This window comes from Lentzea miocenica, from assembly GCF_033949945.1.
GTDB classification, from domain to species: Bacteria; Actinomycetota; Actinomycetes; order Mycobacteriales; family Pseudonocardiaceae; genus Lentzea; species Lentzea miocenica.
Map to the genome: position 1 here is coordinate 17,485 of NZ_JAXAVW010000052.1, position 20,026 is coordinate 37,510.

Annotated in this window: 25 protein-coding genes; 12 read left to right on the top strand and 13 right to left on the bottom strand. The window is 69.0% G+C overall.

The features are described from left to right. The first annotated feature begins 39 nt into the window (after positions 1 to 39). A complete protein-coding gene (locus SK803_RS42750) occupies positions 40 to 744 on the top strand; it encodes a hypothetical protein (protein ID WP_319971952.1) in 705 nt (234 codons plus the stop codon). Here the strand turns inward: SK803_RS42750 and SK803_RS42755 are convergent. Next, positions 731 to 1,603: a 5'-nucleotidase gene (locus tag SK803_RS42755; RefSeq protein WP_319971954.1), complete on the bottom strand. Its 873-nt coding sequence runs from the start codon at positions 1,601 to 1,603 to the stop codon at positions 731 to 733. The genes SK803_RS42750 and SK803_RS42755 overlap by 14 nt on opposite strands. A 51-nt stretch (positions 1,604 to 1,654) precedes the next feature. Between SK803_RS42755 and SK803_RS42760 the strand changes: the two genes are divergently transcribed. Next, positions 1,655 to 1,969: a DMT family transporter gene (locus SK803_RS42760; RefSeq protein ID WP_319971955.1), complete on the top strand. Its 315-nt coding sequence runs from the start codon at positions 1,655 to 1,657 to the stop codon at positions 1,967 to 1,969. Beyond that, entirely contained in the window at positions 1,969 to 2,373 is a 405-nt protein-coding gene (locus SK803_RS42765) for a DMT family transporter (protein ID WP_319971956.1), read from the top strand. Before SK803_RS42760 ends, SK803_RS42765 begins: the two co-directional genes overlap by 1 nt. On the opposite strand, the gene SK803_RS42770 is transcribed toward SK803_RS42765, so the two are convergent. The 3 genes from SK803_RS42770 to SK803_RS42780 form a co-directional block, all read right to left on the bottom strand. Continuing rightward, positions 2,269 to 3,528: a glycosyl hydrolase family 18 protein gene (locus SK803_RS42770; protein WP_319971957.1), complete on the bottom strand. Its 1,260-nt coding sequence runs from the start codon at positions 3,526 to 3,528 to the stop codon at positions 2,269 to 2,271. The genes SK803_RS42765 and SK803_RS42770 overlap by 105 nt on opposite strands. A 185-nt stretch (positions 3,529 to 3,713) precedes the next feature. Continuing rightward, positions 3,714 to 4,451: an SDR family NAD(P)-dependent oxidoreductase gene (locus SK803_RS42775; protein ID WP_319971958.1), complete on the bottom strand. Its 738-nt coding sequence runs from the start codon at positions 4,449 to 4,451 to the stop codon at positions 3,714 to 3,716. A 5-nt stretch (positions 4,452 to 4,456) separates the two neighbouring features. After that, entirely contained in the window at positions 4,457 to 6,178 is a 1,722-nt protein-coding gene (locus SK803_RS42780; RefSeq protein WP_319971959.1) for a serine/threonine-protein kinase, read from the bottom strand. Positions 6,179 to 6,244: 66 nt separating this feature from the next. Between SK803_RS42780 and SK803_RS42785 the strand changes: the two genes are divergently transcribed. Then, positions 6,245 to 6,895: a Clp protease N-terminal domain-containing protein gene (locus SK803_RS42785; RefSeq protein ID WP_319971960.1), complete on the top strand. Its 651-nt coding sequence runs from the start codon at positions 6,245 to 6,247 to the stop codon at positions 6,893 to 6,895. Here the strand turns inward: SK803_RS42785 and SK803_RS42790 are convergent. Continuing rightward, positions 6,849 to 7,817, bottom strand: a complete 969-nt coding sequence (locus tag SK803_RS42790) for a helix-turn-helix transcriptional regulator (protein ID WP_319971961.1) — start codon at positions 7,815 to 7,817, stop codon at positions 6,849 to 6,851. The two genes, SK803_RS42785 and SK803_RS42790, sit on opposite strands and share 47 nt — an antisense overlap. Positions 7,818 to 7,918: 101 nt before the next feature. On the opposite strand from SK803_RS42790, the gene SK803_RS42795 reads away from it, so the two are divergent. The 4 genes from SK803_RS42795 to SK803_RS42810 all read left to right on the top strand — a co-directional run bounded on the left by SK803_RS42795 (position 7,919) and on the right by SK803_RS42810 (position 10,075). Further along, the gene (locus tag SK803_RS42795; RefSeq protein ID WP_319971962.1) at positions 7,919 to 8,332 is read left to right on the top strand and encodes a VOC family protein; all 414 of its coding nucleotides are present in this window, start codon (positions 7,919 to 7,921) and stop codon (positions 8,330 to 8,332) included. Positions 8,333 to 8,413: 81 nt separating this feature from the next. Next, positions 8,414 to 8,803, top strand: coding sequence for a response regulator (locus SK803_RS42800; protein WP_319971963.1), 390 nt, complete (start codon positions 8,414 to 8,416; stop codon positions 8,801 to 8,803). A 109-nt stretch (positions 8,804 to 8,912) separates the two neighbouring features. Continuing rightward, positions 8,913 to 9,497 (top strand): sigma-70 family RNA polymerase sigma factor, encoded by a 585-nt coding sequence (locus tag SK803_RS42805; RefSeq protein WP_319971964.1) that lies wholly within the window; start codon positions 8,913 to 8,915, stop codon positions 9,495 to 9,497. 92 nt (positions 9,498 to 9,589) lie between these two features. After that, complete coding sequence (locus SK803_RS42810; protein ID WP_319971965.1) at positions 9,590 to 10,075, top strand: hypothetical protein; 486 nt, start codon at positions 9,590 to 9,592, stop codon at positions 10,073 to 10,075. On the opposite strand, the gene SK803_RS42815 is transcribed toward SK803_RS42810, so the two are convergent. Together SK803_RS42815 and SK803_RS42820 are read right to left on the bottom strand one after the other, a co-directional pair. After that, a complete protein-coding gene (locus tag SK803_RS42815; RefSeq protein ID WP_319971966.1) occupies positions 10,041 to 11,402 on the bottom strand; it encodes an FAD-dependent oxidoreductase in 1,362 nt (453 codons plus the stop codon). The genes SK803_RS42810 and SK803_RS42815 overlap by 35 nt on opposite strands. A 43-nt stretch (positions 11,403 to 11,445) precedes the next feature. Continuing rightward, positions 11,446 to 12,432 carry a helix-turn-helix transcriptional regulator gene (locus SK803_RS42820; RefSeq protein WP_319971967.1) on the bottom strand — a complete coding sequence of 329 codons (987 nt, stop codon included), beginning with the start codon at positions 12,430 to 12,432 and terminating at the stop codon, positions 11,446 to 11,448. 88 nt (positions 12,433 to 12,520) lie between these two features. Between SK803_RS42820 and SK803_RS42825 the strand changes: the two genes are divergently transcribed. Together SK803_RS42825 and SK803_RS42830 are read left to right on the top strand one after the other, a co-directional pair. Beyond that, positions 12,521 to 12,910: a cupin domain-containing protein gene (locus SK803_RS42825; RefSeq protein ID WP_319971968.1), complete on the top strand. Its 390-nt coding sequence runs from the start codon at positions 12,521 to 12,523 to the stop codon at positions 12,908 to 12,910. Next, positions 12,907 to 13,296, top strand: a complete 390-nt coding sequence (locus tag SK803_RS42830; RefSeq protein ID WP_319971969.1) for a DUF1304 family protein — start codon at positions 12,907 to 12,909, stop codon at positions 13,294 to 13,296. The genes SK803_RS42825 and SK803_RS42830 overlap by 4 nt, the downstream gene beginning before the upstream one ends. Here SK803_RS42830 and SK803_RS42835 read toward each other — a convergent pair. The 4 genes from SK803_RS42835 to SK803_RS42850 are packed head-to-tail and all read right to left on the bottom strand — an operon-like array spanning position 13,285 to position 17,276. Next, positions 13,285 to 13,842 carry an SMI1/KNR4 family protein gene (locus SK803_RS42835; RefSeq protein WP_319971970.1) on the bottom strand — a complete coding sequence of 186 codons (558 nt, stop codon included), beginning with the start codon at positions 13,840 to 13,842 and terminating at the stop codon, positions 13,285 to 13,287. The two genes, SK803_RS42830 and SK803_RS42835, sit on opposite strands and share 12 nt — an antisense overlap. Next, entirely contained in the window at positions 13,839 to 14,492 is a 654-nt protein-coding gene (locus SK803_RS42840; protein WP_319971971.1) for a response regulator transcription factor, read from the bottom strand. Before SK803_RS42840 ends, SK803_RS42835 begins: the two co-directional genes overlap by 4 nt. Positions 14,493 to 14,510: 18 nt before the next feature. Then, on the bottom strand, positions 14,511 to 17,060 hold the full coding sequence (locus tag SK803_RS42845; protein WP_319971972.1) for a histidine kinase: 2,550 nt from the start codon (positions 17,058 to 17,060) through the stop codon (positions 14,511 to 14,513). Between the two features lie 6 nt (positions 17,061 to 17,066). Then, the gene (locus tag SK803_RS42850; protein WP_319971973.1) at positions 17,067 to 17,276 is read right to left on the bottom strand and encodes a hypothetical protein; all 210 of its coding nucleotides are present in this window, start codon (positions 17,274 to 17,276) and stop codon (positions 17,067 to 17,069) included. 131 nt (positions 17,277 to 17,407) lie between these two features. Between SK803_RS42850 and SK803_RS42855 the strand changes: the two genes are divergently transcribed. Continuing rightward, positions 17,408 to 17,821: a protein-tyrosine phosphatase family protein gene (locus tag SK803_RS42855; protein WP_319971987.1), complete on the top strand. Its 414-nt coding sequence runs from the start codon at positions 17,408 to 17,410 to the stop codon at positions 17,819 to 17,821. Here the strand turns inward: SK803_RS42855 and SK803_RS42860 are convergent. Then, a complete protein-coding gene (locus tag SK803_RS42860; RefSeq protein ID WP_319971974.1) occupies positions 17,818 to 18,501 on the bottom strand; it encodes an MOSC domain-containing protein in 684 nt (227 codons plus the stop codon). The two genes, SK803_RS42855 and SK803_RS42860, sit on opposite strands and share 4 nt — an antisense overlap. A 10-nt stretch (positions 18,502 to 18,511) precedes the next feature. After that, positions 18,512 to 18,901: a MerR family transcriptional regulator gene (locus SK803_RS42865; protein ID WP_319971975.1), complete on the bottom strand. Its 390-nt coding sequence runs from the start codon at positions 18,899 to 18,901 to the stop codon at positions 18,512 to 18,514. A gap of 74 nt (positions 18,902 to 18,975) precedes the next feature. Between SK803_RS42865 and SK803_RS42870 the strand changes: the two genes are divergently transcribed. Beyond that, positions 18,976 to 20,010: an aldo/keto reductase gene (locus SK803_RS42870; RefSeq protein WP_319971988.1), complete on the top strand. Its 1,035-nt coding sequence runs from the start codon at positions 18,976 to 18,978 to the stop codon at positions 20,008 to 20,010. Positions 20,011 to 20,026: the final 16 nt, after the last annotated feature.

Sequence of the window (20,026 nt, forward strand, 5' to 3'; positions counted from 1 at the left end):
GGGCCCTCCTTGCTGTCAGGGGAACGCCGAGGGGGAACCATGACTGCGAACGACGCGCTCGCCGACATCCTCGACCGCCAAGCCTCCGAGACGGAAAGCGAGCAACTGCTGGCCGCGCTGGTCGACCACGGCGTGTTCGTGCCCGTGCAGGAGAACGGCACTGTCATGTTTCTCGCGGACGACGAGGGTGCTCCCGCGCTGCCCGGCTTCGTCAGCAAGGAGTGCTGCGCCGACCGTCTGTCGGAAGCCGCCACGGCATTGCACTGCGATGCGTTGCAGCTCTTGGAGATCGTGGAGCACACCGGCGTCGAGGCCCTGATGCTGCACTCCTACCAGGGCTGGGCCCGTGTCCCGGCCGCGCTGATGCACCAGACGTTGCAGCAACGAGGCCGGCGGGCCGCGGGGGAACAGCTCCAGCTCAGCGCGTCCACGCACCGGCTGGCTCTCGCGCTGCGTGACGCGGTGTCGCGGCGGCTACCGGAGGTCCCGGCGATCCGGACGGTCTGGGTGTCGCAGGCGCGGTGGCTCAACACCGGCGTGGAGCACCTGATGCTGCACGTCGCGGTGGACGAGCCGCTGCCCTCGTCCTCGGCGGATCGACTCGTCGAGGTCCTGCTCGCCGGGGAGGTCGTGCGCGGTGACGGGGATCCGCAGCTGGGCATGCTCGCCCTGAACACCACCGAGCACGCCGGCACCATCGCCGAACTGGAGGCCAGCGGGCTCGACTCGATCACTCGTTCGTGATGCCGAACGGGATGTGCACGCACGGCACTGTCTGGATCAGGTGCCCGCGCTGGTCGTCGAAGAAGATGTGCGGCTTCAACACGTCCAGAATCGGCGCCTTCCTCAACCCACCCAAGAAGAACGCGTCGTTCACCGTCAGCCCCCAGGCCTTGAGGCTGTTGATCGCCCGCTCATGCGCCGGAGCAGACCGGGCGGTCACCACGGAGACCCGGATCCGATCCTCAGCCAGCCGCTGGATCCGGTTGACACCCGCCAGGAAGTCCCGCAACGGCCCAGGATCGAGCGGTGTCACCACATTGGTCGCCTCGTGTTCCTGGAACCGGTCCAGCCCACCGGCCTGGTAGACCCGCTCGGACGCGTCGTCGGCCAGCACCCCGTCGAAGTCGAACGCGATCCGCAACGCCGGATCGTCATCATCCCTGAACGAAGACTTCAGGACCTGCCCCGCGGGCAACCCGGCCGCCGTCGCCCGCCGGACGTCGTCCTCGTTGGCGGACAGGAAGAGCGACATGTTCAGCGCCGGCATGTACTCGTGCGGCGCCCGCCCCTGGGTGAAGATCGCCCGCGAGATCGTGAGCCCGTGGTGGGCGGCCGACCGGAGGATCCGCAACCCGGTGTCGGGGGAGTTGCGCGACAGCACGATCACCTCGACCAGCGGCCCCAGCGAGTTGAGTCGCAGGAGGCGGCGGATGAACGGGAATGCGACACCGGCACCGAAAGGTTCTTCGAGATGGGCTTCCTGGTAGGCGCGATAGGCCTGCTCGCCGTCGGACGAGAAGACGGCGTCGGACTCGGTCAGGTCGAACAGCGCGCTCGACGCGACGCCTACGACCAGCAGGTTCTCCAGGCTGGGTGCCATGTGTCCTAGATCGTAGCGGTGCCGTCGAGCGTTTCTGGTACGGTCGTACCAATGTACTGGGTGGTGCTGGTCGCGTCGGGAGTGCTGGAGGCCGTCTGGGCCACGGCGCTCGCGGCGTCGAAGGGTTTCCGTCGGCCGTGGCCGGTGGTGGTGTTCGCCGTGACGATGACGTTGAGCGTGGTCGGCCTCGCGTGGGCGATGCGGGAGATCCCGGTCGGCACGGCGTACGCGGTGTGGGTCGGCGTGGGGGCCGTGCTCACGGTGCTCGTGGCGGTCATCCGCCGTGAGGAGAAGCTCGGGGTGGCCAAGGCGTTGCTGCTGATCGCGTTGATCGGCTGCGTCGCCGGCCTGAAGGCGGTGAGCTGATGTACTGGGGTGTGCTGCTGGCCAGCGCGGTGCTGGAGGCTGTGTGGGCGACCGCGTTGTCGCACCAGTCCTATGTGCTCTTCGTGCTGGCCGCGACAGTGAGCATGGTCGGGCTTTCTTTTGCCATGAAACGGATTCCGGTCGGCACCGCGTACGCCGTGTGGGTCGGGATCGGCGCGGCCCTGACCGTGGCGTGGGCGATGATCACCGGCGAGGAGTCGGTCTCCGTGTGGAAGATCGTGTTCCTCACCGGGATCATCGCCTGCGTCATCGGGCTGAAATTCCTGCGGTCAAACGATTCAGCTGAACGTCCAGCGCTGGTTGGCGCTGGCGGCGCAGTCCCAGAGCTGAAGCCTGGTGCCGTCGGCCGAACTGGGGCCGGTGGCGTCGAGACATCTTCCTGACGCCGTGTTGCGCAGCTGGCCGTTGGCCTCCGAGGTCCACTGCTGGTTGCCGGCGCCGGTGCAGTCCCAGAGCTGGGTCACGGCGCCGTTGGCGGTACCGGTCGCGTCCAGGCACTTGCCCAGGGCGCGGACGGAGTTGCCGTTGCGGGACCACTGCTGAGCGTTGGTCCCGTTGCAGGTCCACAGCTGCACCGCGGTGCCGTTGGTCGCGTTTGCACCCGCCACGTCGACGCACTTGCCGCCGTAGCCGACGATCGTGCCGCCGGGCGGGGTCGGGGTGCCGTTGTTGGCGGTTTCCCAGATCGCGTTGAGCAGGCTGGTGGCACCGGTCGTGTCCTGGGACAGCTCCCAGTTCATGATGCCGCCCGCGTTGGACAGCGCCCACGTCGTCTTGCGACGGATGGTCGGCAGGCCGTTGTAGCAGTTGCCGTTGTAGCAGTCGCGGTTGGCGTTGGCCGGGTCCTGCGCGACCAGGTCGCGGTAGGAGATGTAGGTCGGCCGGCTGTAGAACGGCACACCGAGGACGGCCTTGCTGGCCGGCAGTCCGCGGTTCTTCCAGAAGTTGACGGAAGCGATCGACCAGTCGTAGTTCGCGTGCGGGCTGCCACCGTCGTAGGCCATGATGTTCAGCCAGTCGACGATGCCGAACACCGCGGGCTGCACGCCGTTGGCCGTGCCGCCTTCGGACACGACCGCGGCGGTGAGCAGCTTGCCGCGGCTGTGCAGCTGGTCGCCCAGCTGCCGCATCAGCAGCGTGTAGTTGTCGCCCTCGACGCCCGGATCCGGGTACTCCCAGTCCATGTCGACGCCGTCGAGGTTGTACTGGCTGACCAGGTTGATCAGCGCGTTGACGAACGTCGTGCGGCCGTTGGCGCTGGCCGCGAGGATCTCGAAGTTGTCGTCGTTGCCGTTGTTCCAGCCACCGACCGCGATCGAGACCTTGACGCCGTTCTGGTGGCCCAGGCTCACCAGCTGCTGCAGCTTGCCGGGGTCGGGAACGCCCTGGAGCGTGCCGTTGGAGTTCGGCAGCACGAAGGAGTAGTTGATGTGCGTCAGCTTGCTGTACTGGATGGAACTCACGTTGCCGGCCCACGAAGGCATGTAGCCGACGCTCTTGAACCCGGCGGGATAGGCGGCCTGCGCGGCAGGTGCCATGACAGTCATCGTCGCCGCGGCGGCGGCCAGCGCTAGGCCGACTGCACCGAGGCGTGATCGGAGTGAACGCATTGCAGGGGTTGCCTTCCACTTCGTCGAGCGCCCACTCGCGACGTTAGTGGTCTAGACCGGTTGCTGGAAGATCAACTCTGTACCGGAACTGGTTCCGGTTCTGGTTCGGGGAATTACCGGAGGTACGACGCCCCGTTGACGTCGATGATCGTTCCGCTGGCCCAGGTGGCCTTCTCGGTGGCGAGCCAGGCGACGGCCGCGGCGACCTCTTCCGGTTCGGCGACGCGGTCGAACCCGCTCTGGGCCCGGATGGCGTCACCCTCGGGGCTGGCGAGGAGGTCCGTGACCATGTCGGTCCGCACGAAGCCCGGCGCGACACCGGCGACCGCGATGCCTTGCGGGGCAAGGGACTGCGCCAGCGACTGGGTCATGGCGTGCAGGCCGGCCTTGGCGGCGCCGTACGCGGGGGCGTCGGGCTCACCGCGGTAGGCGCCGCGCGAGCCGATGTTGATGATCCTGGACCCGCTCGACATGTGCCGGACGGCGTGCCAGGTGAGGTCGGCCGGGCCGTGCAGGTTGAGCTCGATCGTGCGGCGCCAGGCCTGCTGCCACTCGTCGAAGCTGGTCGTGGCGATCGGGTGGCGGAAGTAGATGCCCGCGTTGTTGACCAGGACGTCGAGGCCGCCGAGTTTGCCGACGGTCTCGCTGACGATCTGCTCGGCCCGGTTCGCGCCGAGGTCGCCCTGGACGGTGACGTGCCCGTCTCCCGGCAGGCTTTCGGCGACTTCCCGCGCCCTGTCCGCGCCGGACCTGTAGTGCACGGCGACCTGGTGGCCGCTCTCCGCGAGGGCGTGGGCGATGGCGGCGCCGATGCCGCGGGACGCTCCGGTGACGAGTGCGCGTCTAGCCATGATTCCTAAGCCTGGTTGTCGATCATCCACTTGCCGTTCTGCTGAACGAGCGTGTACGTGTGCGTCTCGGTCGTGACGAGGCTGTCGCCCCGCATGTACTGCAGTGTCACGGTCACGACGTTGTCGCCCTGTGGCACGGGGTTCGACACCCTGACGGCCGTGTACTGGCTCCAGAACGTTTGGTACGTCTGGAAAGTTTGGTTGCGTCCTGCCTTGAACCTGTCGGTGAGGGTCGCGAAACCGGCTTCGAGGTTGCCCGGGACGATCGTGTAGTAGGCCTCGATCGCCTGCTGGGCGGTCTGCGGGGGTGCAGCGGGAGGCGGTTGCGTCTGGCTCGGGGTGTTCTGCGGGGTGCTCGGCGGCTGCGTCGGGGTTTCCGACGTCGGCTGCGGCTGGGTCTGCGACTGACCGGTGGAGGGCGGGTTGGTGTTCGGGGTGCCCGAGGCCGATGGGTTGCCCGACGACGAGTTGTTGTTGTTCTGGTTGTTGCCCTTGGGCCACAACAGGAACGAACCGACACCCACGGCCAGCACGAGGAGCACGATCGCGATCGGGACCAGCGGGAACTTGCGGCGGTTCTCCTCGGGCTCCGGCTGGGGCGCGGGCTCAGTGGGAGGCGGCGGCGTGTAGACCGGCTGCACGGGAGCAGGCGCCGGTGCGGGCTCTGGTTCCGGCGTGGGCTCGGGTTCTGGCTCGACCGCCGTGGGTTCGGGTTCCGGCTTCGCGGGCGGTGCGGTCAGCCCGGCGGCCTCTGCCGCGGCCGCACCGGCGACCAGCCCGGCCGCGGCCGCCCCGGCCTCCTGCTTCGACAACTCGGCGGGCTGCGCCTCGGCCGGCAGCTCCACCGTGGCGGGGATGACGACGGTCGCCGCGGAGACCTGCGGCGACTCGTTCACCACCGCGGCCAGCAGGTGGACGGCCTCCTGCATGGACGGACGGCGCTCGGGCTCGTTGGACAGCAGCCGGAACAGCACGGGGGCCAGCAGCGGGCCCGCGTTGGCCGGCGGCATGATCGAGCCGCTGGCGACGCGGTGCAGCATCGCGATGTGGTTGTCGGCGGTGCCGAACGGCGGACCGCCCTCGACGGCGGTGTAGAGGGTGGCGCCGAGCGAGTAGACGTCGGAGGGGAGACCGGCGTCCTCGCCGCGGGCGACCTCGGGGGAGAAGTAGGCGGGGGTGCCGACGGTGCCGGTCATGGTGGCCGTGCCGTCGTCGGTGGCACGGGAGATGCCGAAGTCGGTGATCTTGACTTCCTGGTCGCCGATCAGCACGTTGCCGGGCTTCACGTCGCGGTGCTGGATGCCGCGGCGGTGCGCGGCGGCCAGTGCGGCGGCGGTGTAGCAACCGATGCGCGCCACCTCGCGCGGCGGCAGCGTGCCCTGCTCGGCGATGACGGCGGCGAGGCTGCGCGAAGGGAGGTACTCCATGATCAACCAGGGCTGACCGTCCTCCTCCACGACGTCGTAGACGCGGATGGCGTTCGGGTGCTCGAGACGGGCGGCGAGACGTGCCTCGCGCATGGCCCTGGCTTTGGCGCGGTCGATCTTGGCGTCGTCGAGGCCGTCCAGCGCGAGCAGCTCCTTGGCCGCGACGACGCGATGCAGTTGCTCGTCGTACGCCTGCCAGACGACGCCCATCGCGCCCTGGCCGACCTTCTCTCGCAACCGGTAGCGGCTCGCGATGAGCCTGCTGCTCTCCTCCACGCGTTGCCCGTCCCCTCTGATCACTCGCAAGTGTGACGGTTGCCGCGTTCTCCGTTGACTGTAACCCTATATGGGGGTACATATGGGGTTATGCCTAAAGTCAACGTGTACCTGCCCGACGACCTGGCGGAAACCGTCAAAGAGCTCAACATCCCGATCTCGGCGATCTGTCAGCGCGCGTTGGAGGTCTCCGTGAAACGGATCACGTCCGTTCGCGGGCTGACTCCTGCCGACCTCGACGGTGAACGGGGTTCCCAGCTCACCGAGCGGCTGCGCACGGTGATCAGGCTGGCCGCCGAATCGCCCGTCGTGACCACCGCGGAGCTGGGGCGGGCCCTCGTCGACGAGGCCGGCAACCTGGCCCTGGACGTGTTGCGGGCGATCGACATCGATCCGCGGGCGCTGCGGTTCCCGTCATCGGAGGTTTCCGGGGCCGGGTTCACCCAGGACGCGGTGAACGCGCTGGAGCTGGCCGTGGTCGAGGCGATGGCGCTGGGGCACAACTACGTGGGCTGCGAACACCTGCTGCTCGGGCTGGTAGCGGAACCGGACGGCGCGGGTGGTGAGGTACTGCGGTCGCTGGGGGCGGATCTCAAGGGCACGCGCCGGGCCGTGCAGACCGCGCTCGCCGGGATCGTGCACCTCAAGAAGCAGCAGGCGGCGACCCCGGACGCGGCGAAGATCCTGGAGATGATCATGTCTCGGCTGGACCGGCTGGAGAAGCACGCCGGTATCGGCTGACCAACTCGGCGCCGATGCTCGCGAGGTGTTCGCGCACTTCCTGGGGCGACTCGACGGTGATGAGGCTGCCCCAGCCCGCGACGTTGCGGGCGATGTCGAGCGGGCGTGGGGCGGTCAGCTCGACTCTGGCGTGGTCGCCGTCGGTGTCCAGCACCGTGCAGTGACGGCCGTGCTGGTGCTGGAAGACCTTCAGGAACCGCTCGGGCACCAGGATCACGGCGGCGGTCTCCGAGCGGCGTTCCTCCATCATCGTGACGACCTGGTCCCAGGCCCCGGTCAGCTCGAAATCGGCCGGCCGGGAAGCGGGTGCGCCGGTCAGCGTGGCGCCCATGATGCGGTCGATCCGGAACGTGCGCTGGCCGTCACGCGTGCCGGCGACGAAGTACCAGGTGCCGTCCTTGTCGACGAGTCCCCACGGGTCGACGGTGCGGCCTTTCGGTGCCTCGCCTCGTTTCTGGTAGGTCAGGCGGACCTGGACCTGCTTCACCACCGCCTCCTGCAGCAGGGACACCAGCACGGGCCGGTCCTTGGTGTCCTCGCCCCACGCCGCGGTGTCGACGATCGTCGACCCGGCCGCGGCCTGTGCCTCGGCGCGGAAGGTCTGCGGCAGTGCCTTGACGAGTTTTCTCAGTGCTGACTTGATTTCCGGTGCCACGGAGGCGGCAGGGCCGGCGATCAGGAACAGCGCCTGCGCCTCGGCCGAGGTCAGGCCGCTGAGGTCGGTCCGGGCGCCGCCGATGAGCGACCAGCCGCCGCCCCGGCCCGGTTGGGGGTAGACGGGCACCCCTGCCGAGGACAACGCCTCCAGGTCGCGGCGGGCGGTGGCCAGGGACACTTCCAGCTCTTCTGCCAGCTCAGCGGCGGTCACCCGGCCGCGGGCCTGCATCAGCAACAACGTGGCGACCAGTCGGTCTGCGCGCATGTCTCCAGGTTTCCGGCAAAAGTGCTCACTGGATGAGCACTTTACGGCCCAAGCTGAAATCACACCGACCGAGAAATTTGGGAGTCACGATGTTGCGAGGCATGTCGACCGTGTCCTACTACGCCGACGACCTGGAGCAGGCTCGCGCCTGGTACGCGTCGTTCCTCGGGGTTGACGCCTACTTCGAGCGGAGCACCCCGGACGGGATGCTCGCGTACGTCGAGTTCCGGATCGGCGACTACCAGGCCGAGCTCGGGCTGGTGAACCGCCGCTTCGAGGCCACGCCGTCGGAGAAGCCCGCGGGACAGATCCTGTACTGGGCGGTGGACGACCTCGACGCGACGCTGGCCAGGTTGCTGGAGCTGGGTGCTCAGGTGCACGACGAGCCGCGGGTGCGGGGTGAGGGGTTCGTGACGGCGTCGGTGATCGATCCGTTCGGCAACATCCTCGGGGTCATGACGAACACCCACTACCTGTCCGTGGTGGAACAGAACCGCGACAAACGTCTCGGGTGAGAGCAGTCATTCGCCGCTCCACCCACGACGTCACCGGGGCGTGTACTTCTCGGTGACGTCGTGGTTGTAGGAGGCCCGTTGATGGTGAACGACGGGCGAGGGCCCATCCGCGTGCTGATCGTCGACGACGATCCGCGGGTGCGCAGCGCCATGCGCACGTTTCTGGGGGCACATCAGGAGTTCGAGGTCGTCGGAGAGGCGGGCGGTGTCGAGTCCGCCGTGCGGCTCGCCGCGGAGACCACGCCAGGCGTGGCGATCGTCGACGTTCTGATGCCGACGGAACGGGAAGGCCTGTCGCTGCTCAAGGTCTTCGCCGAGCTGCACGGGATTCCCGTGGTGGCAATGAGTCTGGACAACGCGTGTGCGGACAGCGCGATCGCTGCCGGGGCTTATGCGTTCCTCGCGAAGGACGGCTGCTCGGATCTGTTGGTGAGCGCGTTGCTCGCGGCACACGAGGAGCGCGACGGATGACGTAGGTGGGGCCGGACTTCGGTCCTGGTCAGGGGTTCCGCAACTACGCGGGCAGGTTCGGTCGGCCGACCGATTCGGACGGGTGTGGCGCGGAGCACAGTTCTGTGGCATGACCATCGTGAGCATCGACGCGGGAACACCGGACACGGGAACGCTGGACACCGGAACTCTGGACACCGGAACGCTGGACAGCCGGGTTCTCGCGGACATCTACGAGATGCACGGCCGTTCGGTGCACAAGTACGTGCGCACGCTCACGAACGGCGACGCGCAGCTGGCCGAGGACATCCTGCAGGAGACGTTCCTGCGCGCCTGGCGCACCCCGCGTCTCGCGCGCCGCCCGGAAGCGGCGAGACCGTGGCTCGTGACGGTCGCGCGCAACCTGGTCGTCGACCACGTCCGGCACCGCAACCGCCGCCCGAAGGAGGCCGGCGACGGCGCTCTCGCCCACCTTCCGGCCGCCCGCTGCGAGATTTCGCGGATCGTCGACTCGATCACGCTCACCGAGGCGATGGCGAAGCTGACCCCTGGCCGGCGAGAGGTCGTCGTGCACATGTACCTGCACGGCCGCAGCCCGGACGAGGTGTCCGCCGTGCTGGGCATCCCGGTCGGAACGGTGAAGTCGCGCGTCCACTCGGCTCTGCGCTCGATGCGGGCGCACCTCGCGCCTTCGGACTTCTGCCTGGCCGCGTGAGATGGACCTGGGCGAACGGTCGGGGTGTTTGCTGCGGCACGGGTGGGCCGATCCGCGGACATGATGCCGCGGTAGCCGCTTATCCTGCACAGATGACGACCCAGCTCGCCATCACCGGACATCGCGGTCTCTCCGCCGAACTCGAGGCAGAGGTCGACCAGATGATCCGTGCCGTGGTGGCGGAGAACGGTGCTCAGGACGGCACCGTGGTGGGTGTGTCGTGTTTGGCCGATGGTGCCGACGCCGTGTTCGCGCAGGCCGTGCTGGACGCGGGCGGTTCGCTCGTCGCGGTGTTGCCCGCCGCGCACTACCGCGAGGCGTTGCCAGAGGACTACCGGCCCGTTTTCGACCGGCTGCTCGCTCGTGCCGGCAAGGTCGTGCAGCTGCCGTACGTCACGCCTGACTCGCACGCCTACATGGAGGCGGGGAAGCGGATGATCGACGAGTCCGACTCGCTGCTCGCGGTGTGGGACGGCCGGCCTGGGCGTGGTCCCGGTGGGACCGCCGACGTCGTCGCCTACGCGCGGTCCCGGGGTGTGCCGGTCACCGTTGTCTGGCCCGACGGCGCCAACCGCTGAGGGCCCGTCCCAGGAGCACCCGCCACAGCACCGCGGGGCGGAACAGCGCCGCCGGGTGGTCGACCATCTGGGAGACCCGGATGAACGACCGGTAGACCTGCCGGTTGCCGGGGATCACCTTGAACAGATGCCGGGCGTACCACTGCGTCAACCGCGTGCTCGGCGGGAGCTTCTTGGTTCCCCAGCCCAGGTCGGTGGTCGTCGCGGACGTCCACGGGATCTGCGCGGTCCTGGCGATCGCGCGTTGGAAGGTGAGCGGTTCCTTGGCCAGGTCGTGTCGCTGGAGGAGGGTCTGCAACGTCGCGGCGTTCAGGGCGGCGAGCGTCATGCCGTGTCCGTAGACGGGGTTGAGCGAGACCACGGAGTCGCCGAGTGCGAGCAGGCCGCGGGGCCAGTCCGGCACCTTGTGGAAACGGTTCCAGCGGCTGCGCAGGTTGCCGACGCGGTAGATCTTCGAGGCCGGGGTGGCTGTTTTGATGATCTCCGCGATGTCCTGGCACTCCAGCGTCGTGGCGTAGGAGAGGAAGCCGTCCTCGTCGGTCGGGGCCACGTCGCCGCCCGCGCCGAACAGCGTCACGAACCACAGACCGCCGTCCACGGAGGAGACCGCGCCGCCGCGCTTGGTGGTGGGTGCGTAGGTGATCTCGTAGGCGGTCTTCCAGTCGAGCTTCAGGTCGTGGTTCACCTCGTAGAGGCGTGAGGTGTAGGCGAGGTGGCCGTTGACGATCACCGGCGCGGGGCAGTGCACGCCGTGCTCGGCGAGCCACGACACCAGCTTGCTGTTGCGTCCCGACGCGTCGACCACGAGGTCCGCGTAGTCGGCGAACGGCTCGCCGTCCCGGCGGCCCTGGACTCCGGTGACCGTGCCGCGGTCGTGCAGCAGCCCGTCGATCGTGACACCGTCCACAAGGGACACGTTCGGCAGCTTCAGCACCCGGCGCCGGATGATCCGCTCGATCGTCACGCGCGTCATCGACAGGACGCTGAGGCCGATGTGGTCGCGCGGCGCCCATCCTGCCGGCGCGCGGCTGAGGAAGTCGCTGCCGAGATCCGCGCGGACCGCGCCCGCGTCCTCCAGTTCCGTGCCGAGCCGGGGGAAGAGCGTTTCCAGCACGTCGGCCCCTCGCGCCAGCAGCGCGTGCGGGTGGTGAGCCTGCGGGACGCCGGCCCGGTAGCCGGAGTTCGCCTTGGTCACCGCGTCGACCGCGATCTGGTCGCGTTCGACCAGGACCACGTCCCCGTACGACTCGGACAACACCCTGGCGGCCAGCAGTCCCGCGAAGCCGGCGCCGATGACGAGGGCGCGGTCGGAGTACATGGCGGTCATGCTGGCAGAGCGAAGGTCCCTTAACGATCCCCCGAAAGTCCCGTCAGCTGAGCTTCGCGACCAGTTCCGCGCGGCTGCGGACGGTGAACTTCGCGAAGAGCGATTTGAGATGGTCCTGCACGGTGTACGGGGAGATGCCGAGCCGTGCCGCGATCTCCGCCGTCGGCTGCCCGGCGAGCACCTCGTGGCAGATGTCCTGCTCACGTGCGGTCACCCCGTACGCCTTGAGCAGCAACCCGATCAACTCGGCTCCGGAGGCGCGGCTGATCGTCACCGCGGTCTCGACGTCGTCGTCGGACACCAGTTCGCTGGCCTCCAGCAGGATCCAGCCGCCGTGCGCGTCGCGGACCCTCGCCTTGAACGTCCCCGTCCGCGCTCCCGCCGCGGCCGCGCGCAGCATCACCGCGAACCGTCCCGGCGCGACCTCCTCCAGTTCGTCCCGCCACCGCGCGGCCGAGGCGGTGGTGGCGCGGATGGTGCCGTCCCCGGCCACCACGACGATCGCGGGCGTACCGGGCCTCTTCGCGGCCGTGCGCGCCGCGACCTGGGTGGCGGCGCCCAGCGCGGGCGCCACCGACGCCATGAACTCCGCCTCGCGTTCGCTGAAGTCCTTGGTGCGCACCATGCCCGCCGCGCCCCAGCACGTGTCGTCGGCGCGGAACAGCGACCGCATCTCGTGACTGAGTCCCAGCGGTCGCCAGATCTCGTTGAGCCGTGTGGACCGCTTGTCCTCCAGCCGCGCCACGGTGTCCCCGCGCTGCGCCAGCTCCGCGAACGTGTGCGGCTCGCCCGGGGTGTACTCGCAGGTCGCGAGCAACGGCTCGTACTGCGGTGGGATGCGGTTGTCGCCACTGGTCATCGAGCTGATCGCGCCAGAGTCCGGGTCCATCGACGCCCAGCAGGTGAGCTCGCAGGGCACCACCTGGTCCACCAGCGCGATGGCCGCCGCGTGCAACTCCGCGACGTCAAGTCCCGCCGCCGCGAGTGCTGTGACGTCGCGTCGCACGCCGAGCGCCCGACCCTCCCACATGGTTGGCAGTATGCGCCGACATCGGGAGGTCCGGGCATCCCAGTTTTCCGGGATGTCCCCGCGTCCGCCCGGCGTGGACGCTGGCCGCATGATGACCACAGCAGGCGAGGGCGAGGAACTGACCGCGCCCGACGCGAAGATCACCGTCCGCATCTCGGGCAAGCACACCGACGGCGCCTACGAGGTGTTCGAGGTGGACGCACCCAGGGGCGAAGCCGCACCCCCGCACCGCACGCCGTGGCCCAAGGCCTATTACGTGCTGCACGGACGCATGGCCGTGCTGCTCGACGGCGAACTCCACGACCTCTCGCCGGGCGACGCGATCGCCATCCCGCCCAACGCCTCGCACACGTTCACCGTGCACACCCCGTCCGTCCAGTTCCTGGCGTTCGCGGCGGGCGACGCGATGAGCGCCTTCTTCCGCGACCTGTCGTCGAACGGCCTGGAGGCTTTGCCCCGTCACGGGGTGACGCTGTGAGCGTCGTGGCCCAGGTCGCGGCGGCCGTCGCGGCCCTGGTGCACCTCGTCGTGTGGGTGTGGGAGGCGTTCCTGATCCATCGCGTCCACTACAGCGTGTTCCGGCAACCCGCGGAGGACGTGCCGGCGATCCGGCTGTGGGCGTTCGGGGTCGGCTTCTACAACCTCTTCCTGGCGTGCGGCCTGATCGCCGGACTCGTCGCCGTGCACTCAGGACACGAGCTGGTCGGGCGCACGCTGGTGATCTACGTGTCCTGGTTCATGGTGCTGAGCAGCGTGGTGCTCGCCGTCGCCGACCAGTTGTCGATGAGCAGGCCGCGCAACCAGGCGTGGGGAGGCGTTGCGGCAGAAGGCATCCCGCCGTTGGTGGTGCTGTTATTTCTGTAGCGCCGCCAGCCGGCCGGTGAGCCAGGCGCCGTACCACTCGTCGAGCGTCGGCGTCAGGCCGAGCTCGAGTGCGTTCGTGGAGCCGAGCGGCGTGCGGGCGGGGGCCCACTGGTTCTCCCACTGATCGCACACCGTGCCGGCCAGCTCTCCGGTGAGGATCAGCACGGTGGTGTCGCTGCACCCCTGGTGGCCGATCTCCAGGCAGCCGGGCGCGTCGAAGTCCATCTCGATCGACCTGGCCCTGGCCGTGACGAAGTGCTCCTCGAAGTCGGCAGGGGTGAGCGGGAACAACCCGGCGGTGTCGCCGCGGTCCTTGGCGTTGACGTGGAGGTCGGCCACCCGGTGCAACCCGTAGTAGGGCCCCGGCCCGGTGCCCACCCGGAGAAGGAAGTTCCGGTACGTGGTGGGCAAGGCGACGCCAAGAGCGTGTTCGAGGTCTGTCAGCTCGGCCTCGGTCACCGGTGTGCTGGGCGGCAGGCCCGTCAGGTCGAGGGCGCGCAGCTCGGCCAGTTGTGCCGCAAGCGTTTCCGTGCGATCCGCGGTCATTGCCCGGTCACCAATCCTTCGCGCACCGCCCACAACGCTGCCTGGGTCCGCGAGGCGAGGCCGAGCTTGTTGAGCACGTTGGAGACGTGGGTGCGCGCGGTCCGTTCGGAGATCACCAGCGTCTCGGCGATGTCGCGATTCGACTTGCCCTGCGCCACCAGCACCAGGATCTCGCGCTCTCGCGGGGTGAGGGCGGTAGCGGTGCGCTGGGGTGCGACCAAGGACCGGGTCAGGGTTCGGGCGACGGCCGGATCGAGGTGGACCTGACCGCGCATCGCCGCCCGCACCGCCGCACCCACCTGGTCGGCCTCGGCGTCCTTCAGCAGGTATCCGGCGGCACCGGCTTCCAGTGCGACGTGGACGCGTTCGGCTTCGGAGAACGACGTCAGCGCGACCACCTCGACCTCGGGGTAGAGCTGCTTGATCGCCTTCGTGGCGCCGATTCCGTCGAGGCGGGGCATCAGCAGGTCCATCAGCACGACGTCGGGGAGGTCGTCCGCGGTGGCGCGGGCCGCGAGGTCGTCGAGGGCGGCCTGGCCGTCGCCCGCCTCGCCCACGACCTCGATGTCGTCCAGCATCTCGAAGAACGCGCGCATGCCGCGGCGCACCACCGCGTGGTCGTCGACGAGGAACACCCGGATCGGAGTCACCGTGCACTCACCTTGCCGTCACCGCGCCTCTCCTGCCGTTGCCGGGGGCAGCACCGCGCGGACCGTCGTGGAACCCGCCGGGGTGCTGTCGATGACGAGGCCGCCACCGATTCGTCTCATCCGCTCCCGCATGCTCGTCAGGCCCATGCCGCCCGACGAGACCGTAGCCGGGTCGAAGCCCGTGCCGTCGTCGGTCACCTCGATGACCACTGCCCCAGGGAGATCGACGCTGTCGTCCAGGAGCGTGATGTCGATGCGACCCGGCCGGGCGTGCTTGATCGCGTTGTGCACGGCCTCCTGGACGACGCGGAACAGTTCTTCCTCCGTGCGGTCGTCGAGCGGGAGCCGGTAGCCGGGGGCCTCCACCGAGATGGCGACGCCTTCGCGGGAGGCGATCGCGGCCGACTGCTTGCGGATCGCCTCGGCCAGGCCGTCCTCGCGCAACGCGTCGGGGCGGAGCTGGAACAGCGAGGCGCGCATCTCCGCCAGTGCGTCCTGGGTCAGGCCGCGCAGTTCGGTGATGCCGCGGGCGACCGGGCCGGTGGGGTCGCCGCCCTGCTTCTGCAGCGCCAGTTCGACGGCGCGGGTGTGCAGGGTCATCGAGAACAGCGCCTGGGAGACCGAGTCGTGCAGTTCGCGCGCCAGCCGGTGGCGTTCTTCGAGGGCGGCGACCTGGGAGGCTTCGTCGAGCATCTCCATGACCTCCTCGACGCCGAGCTGTTCCTCGCCGGCGACGGAGGTGAGCATCATCCGCGCGGACGCGGCACCGACCGCGCCGGCCAGCACGGTTTCCACGTGGTGCACGAGGTCCGGGTCAGCGTCCTGGCCGGACTTCACCGCGAGGTCCACGCCCTCGAGCGCTTTCGCCGCAGCGCGGTGGCCCATCGAGCGGACGAGCACGTCGTGCAGCGCCCGCACCGGCACCCGGCTGCGCCACAAGCGCGGCCGTGACGGGTCGTCCAGGGCGTCGACGAACAGCACGGCTTGCGCCTGTTCGCGGGCCTGTGGGCGGCCGAGCAACGAGACCACGACGTAGCAGCCGACGTTGACGAGCATGCTCCAGAACATGCCGTGGCTGATGTTGTCCATGCCGGTGATGCCGAGCAGGTGTTCGGGGCGCAGTGCCTCGATGCCGAACGGTCCGTGGTCGAGGAACCCGCGCGGAACCCAGCCCGTGGCCGCGAAGTTGGGCAGCAGCAACGTGTACGTCCACACCGCGAATCCACCGGCGAGGCCCGTCATGACGCCGTTGCGGGTGCCGCCCTTCCAGTACAGGCCGCCGATGATCGCCGGGGCGAACTGCGCGACCGCCGCGAACGACACCAGTCCCATGGACACCAGCGCGGCGCTTTCGCCGGCGAGGCGGAAGTACCCGTAGCCGAGCAACAGGATCGCGACGATCGAGAGGCGGCGGGTGCCCAGGATGAGCCGCGCCAGCCTGCCGCGGTAGCCGCGCCGGAGCAGCATCGGCACGACGATCGAGTTCGACACCATGGTCGACAAAGCCACCGTCTCGACGATGATCATGCCGGTCGCCGCGCTGAGTCCGCCGACGAACACCAGCAGTGCCAACGAGTCCAGGCCCGCCGCCATCGGCACGGTCAGCACGAAGGTGTCCGCGTCGGTCCCGGTGCCGAACCGCAGCAGGCCCGCCGCCGCGATCGGCAGCACGAACACGCTGATCAGCAGCATGTACAGCGGCGTCATCCACATGGCCTGCTTGACGTGCCGCTCGTCGACGTTCTCGACCACGCCCACCTGCCACTGCCGCGGCAGCAGCACGATCGCGAAGAGCGACAACACGTTCAGCCACACCCACGTCCCGGTCGAGTCGCCGAGGGTGAACAACGCGGTGTGGCCGGCCGCGGCGGCCTGACCGAAGAGGTCGCCGAAACCGCTGTAGAGGCCCCAGGTCACGGTGATGCCGGCCGCGACGAACGCCACCAGCTTCACCACCGACTCGAACGCGATGGCGGTGACCATGCCCTCGTGGCGTTCGGTCGCGTCGAGATGCCTGGTGCCGAAGAGGATGGTGAAGCCCGCCAGCAACAGCGCCACGTACAGCGCGGTGTCCTCCAGCAGCGGCACCTGGCCCAGTGCGGACGACTCCGTGACCTCGGGGGCGCGGCGGATGATCTCGAACGTGTTGGAGACCGCCTTGAGCTGCAGGGCGATGTACGGCACGACCCCGATCACCGCGATCGCCGCCACGAGGCCGCCCAGCCGCACGCTCTTGCCGTAGCGGGCGGACACGAAGTCGGCGAGGCTCGTGATGCGGTGGCGGTGGCTGATGTGGATGATCCGGCGCAGCACCAGCCACCCGAGCGCGAGCATGATCGTCGGCCCGAGGTAGATCGACAGGAAGCCGACGCCGGTCGACGCGGCCCGCCCGACGCTGCCGTAGTAGGTCCACGACGTCGCGTAGACGGCAAGGGAGAGCGCGTAGATCGTGCCGCGGCCGACGATGCTGCGGCCCGCGTCGGCGCGGCGGTCGCCGTAGAACGCGATCGCGAACAGCACGCCGAGGTAGGTGACGGACACACCGATGACGAACCACGTGGTGAGCACGGCGGATCAGCCGGACCGGCGGACGACCAGCGCGACCAGCGCGATGACGGCGAGCCACGCGCCGAAGAGGTAGGCCGCCACCGCCGGCACGCCCGCGACGGTGCCCCCGTCGTTCGCGGCGGTGAGCAGAGGCGGTAGGAAGAGCACGAAACCGGTCGCGGCGGCGAGGATCGTCAGGCCGGTGAACCGCTTGTCATCCCTGGCGCCTCGTCGCACCGGTCACCACCTGTCGAACATGATTGACTCGCCAGTCAGCAGGTTCGCGAGCGTAGTACGAATGGTGGAATTCGGTGAAGCACACATGACAGAATTTCACGCTGTTCGCGCAATGCGACCGTTTGGGGGAACTGTTCTTGAAGACCGTTGAGCTGCCCGACGGAGCCGTGATCACAGGCCGCGGCCTGCGGGACGGCAAGATCGTGGAGCCGCATCCGCAATACGGGGTGTACCTGCAGCCACGGCCTGTTGACGTGCCGTGGTCGCACGACTGGATCGACTGGCCGGACTTCCGTCTGCCGCGTGATCATGACGCCGCGATCAGGTTGATCCGGTCCTTGCACGCCCGCGCGCTGTCCGGTGAACACGTCGAGGTGGCGTGCAGCGGCGGCGTCGGCCGCACCGGAACCGTCATTTCGTGCCTGGCCGTACTGGCTGGTGTTCCGGCGGACGAAGCCGTGGCGTGGACGCGCGCGAATTACCACAAGCGCGCGGTCGAAACGCCGTGGCAAAAGCGCTGGGTCAGGCGTTTTCCAGCTCTTTAGGAATCGAGCTCGACGACGGTGCGCTTGTGCACCAGTTCGATGATCTCCGGCGGCAGCGAATCTCCCGCCTCCAGCAGGCGGGGCAGGAGGTCGGCCTCGGTGAGCACGGCCCGGAAGGACATCTCGACCGTGACGTCGTGGTCCGGCCGGTGCACGACGGTGATCTCGTCGCCGGGCGCGATCAGCCCGGCCTCCAGCACGCGGAAGTACGCACCGGGCCGCTTGACCTGCGTGAACCGCTTCACCCAGCCGCGCTGCCCCAGGCCGTGTTGTTCGAGATGGCCGGCGAACGTCCGGCACGGCACGCGCGGCCCGGTGACCTCCAGCAACGCGGTGCCGACCCGCCACCGCTCGCCGATCAGGGCGTGTGTCTGGTCGATGCCCTGCGTGGTCAGGTTCTCGCCGAACTGGCCGTTGTGGAGGTCGACTCCCAGCTCGGCCTGCCAGAAGTCGAGGTCCTCGCGGGCGTAGCCGTACACGGCCTGGTAGTCGCCGCCGTGGTGGTCGGGGTCGCCGATCGCGTCTCCCTGGACGCCGCTGCCCGCGCTGCCCTTCGGGCCGGGCGCGACGACCTCCAGCGGGTGGTCGACGGGGCGCTTGTCGATACCGGTGATGCCCTTCTGGGCGTAGTCGACCGGAACCGTCCTGTGGGCGACGTTCAGCGAGAGCACGACGGGCATGGGCCCGAGCCTATTGGCCGACCGCCTTCGAGGCGATCGAATTGACGTAGTCCTGGTAGATGCCGACCTTGCGGGTGATGAGGTCCATGCATTCCTGCAGCTGGACCATCTGCTGCCGGACGCGTTCCTGGTGCTCCTTGAGGATGTCCAGGCGCTGCAGCTCGTTGCCGTCGCCCTCGCGCACCAGCTCGGTGTAGCGGCGGATCTCGGGCACCGGCATTCCGGACATCCTCAGCATGATGCACATGCGCAGCCAGTCGATGTCCTGCTGCGTGTACACCCGGCGGCCGCCCGGTCCTCTGTGGACCTGGTGGGCGAGGATGCCTTCCTTCTCGTAGAACCGCAGCGCGTGCACGCTCAGCCCGGTGCGTTCGGCGACCTGTCCGATGCTCAACTGCATGACGGTGAGCATAAGTTGGAAGCTCGGTGCTTGACCTGGAGACGACTCCAGTTCGTAGGTTTTCGCTCATGACGATGCGTTATCGCGTACTTGGGGGAACCGGCATCGAGGTCAGTCACCACTGCCTCGGCGCCATGATGTTCGGCGATGTCGCCAACAAGGACCACGACGAGGGCGTGCGGATCATCCACCGCGCTCTCGACGCCGGCATCAACTTCGTCGACACCGCCGACATGTACTCGGCGGGGGAGTCGGAGGAGATCGTCGGCAAAGCACTGAAGGACCGCAGGGACGACGTCGTGCTGGCCACGAAGTTCCACTTCCCGCTGGGGGAGGGCCGCAACCGCAGCGGCAACTCGCGCCGCTACATCGTGAACGCCGTCGAAGCCAGCCTGCGCAGGCTCGGCACGGACTGGATCGACCTCTACCAGGTGCACCGGCCGGACTACCGGACCGACGTCGAGGAGACGCTCTCGGCGCTCACGGACCTGGTGCGGGACGGGAAGATCCGCGCGTTCGGATGCTCGACGTTCCCGGCGGAGGAGATCGTCGAGGCGCACCACGTGTCGGCGAACCGCGGGCTGATGCGGTTCCGGACCGAGCAGCCGCCGTACTCGATGCTGGCGCGCGGGATCGAGCGGTCGGTGCTGCCGACCTGTCAGCGGCTCGGCATGGGCGTGCTGGTGTGGAGTCCGCTGGCCAGCGGGTTCCTGTCGGGCAAGCACCGGCGTGGCGCGTCGGCCGAGGCGTTCCGGGCGACGCTGAGCCCGGAGCGGTTCGACGAGTCGCTGCCGGGCAACGCGGCGAAGTTCGAAGCTGTGGAGGCGTTCGCGAAGCTCGCCGACGAGATGGGGGTGTCGCTGCCGGCGCTCGCGATCGCGTTCACGACGACGCATCCGGCGGTGACCTCCGCGATCACCGGGCCGCGCACGATGGAGCAGCTGGAGTCGTTGCTGGAGGGCGCTTCGCTGGTGCTGACCGACGACGTGCTGGACCGGATCGACGAGATCGTGCCGCCCGGCACCGACACCTACGACGTGCACGGCTTCTGGAAGCCCGCGTCGCTGCTGGACGTCCACCAGCGACGCAGGCCCGTGGATCAGAGGTAGATCACTTGGGGTAGAT

Bases quoted from the DNA above. Each gene is read 5' to 3' on its own strand.
- SK803_RS42775 (WP_319971958.1), bottom strand. From the start codon at position 4,451: ATGGCTAGACGCGCACTCGTCACCGGAGCGTCCCGCGGCATCGGCGCC.
- SK803_RS42795 (WP_319971962.1), top strand. From the start codon at position 7,919: ATGTCGACCGTGTCCTACTACGCCGACGACCTGGAGCAGGCTCGCGCC.
- SK803_RS42860 (WP_319971974.1), bottom strand. From the start codon at position 18,501: ATGCCCGTCGTGCTCTCGCTGAACGTCGCCCACAGGACGGTTCCGGTC.
- SK803_RS42770 (WP_319971957.1), bottom strand. From the start codon at position 3,528: ATGGCACCTGCCGCGCAGGCCGCCTATCCCGCCGGGTTCAAGAGCGTC.
- SK803_RS42750 (WP_319971952.1), top strand. From the start codon at position 40: ATGACTGCGAACGACGCGCTCGCCGACATCCTCGACCGCCAAGCCTCC.
- SK803_RS42785 (WP_319971960.1), top strand. From the start codon at position 6,245: ATGCCTAAAGTCAACGTGTACCTGCCCGACGACCTGGCGGAAACCGTC.
- SK803_RS42805 (WP_319971964.1), top strand. From the start codon at position 8,913: ATGACCATCGTGAGCATCGACGCGGGAACACCGGACACGGGAACGCTG.
- SK803_RS42820 (WP_319971967.1), bottom strand. From the start codon at position 12,432: ATGTGGGAGGGTCGGGCGCTCGGCGTGCGACGCGACGTCACAGCACTC.
- SK803_RS42835 (WP_319971970.1), bottom strand. From the start codon at position 13,842: ATGACCGCGGATCGCACGGAAACGCTTGCGGCACAACTGGCCGAGCTG.
- SK803_RS42825 (WP_319971968.1), top strand. From the start codon at position 12,521: ATGATGACCACAGCAGGCGAGGGCGAGGAACTGACCGCGCCCGACGCG.
- SK803_RS42765 (WP_319971956.1), top strand. From the start codon at position 1,969: ATGTACTGGGGTGTGCTGCTGGCCAGCGCGGTGCTGGAGGCTGTGTGG.
- SK803_RS42870 (WP_319971988.1), top strand. From the start codon at position 18,976: ATGCGTTATCGCGTACTTGGGGGAACCGGCATCGAGGTCAGTCACCAC.
- SK803_RS42755 (WP_319971954.1), bottom strand. From the start codon at position 1,603: ATGGCACCCAGCCTGGAGAACCTGCTGGTCGTAGGCGTCGCGTCGAGC.
- SK803_RS42815 (WP_319971966.1), bottom strand. From the start codon at position 11,402: ATGACCGCCATGTACTCCGACCGCGCCCTCGTCATCGGCGCCGGCTTC.
- SK803_RS42760 (WP_319971955.1), top strand. From the start codon at position 1,655: ATGTACTGGGTGGTGCTGGTCGCGTCGGGAGTGCTGGAGGCCGTCTGG.
- SK803_RS42865 (WP_319971975.1), bottom strand. From the start codon at position 18,901: ATGCAGTTGAGCATCGGACAGGTCGCCGAACGCACCGGGCTGAGCGTG.
- SK803_RS42800 (WP_319971963.1), top strand. From the start codon at position 8,414: ATGGTGAACGACGGGCGAGGGCCCATCCGCGTGCTGATCGTCGACGAC.
- SK803_RS42790 (WP_319971961.1), bottom strand. From the start codon at position 7,817: ATGCGCGCAGACCGACTGGTCGCCACGTTGTTGCTGATGCAGGCCCGC.
- SK803_RS42810 (WP_319971965.1), top strand. From the start codon at position 9,590: ATGACGACCCAGCTCGCCATCACCGGACATCGCGGTCTCTCCGCCGAA.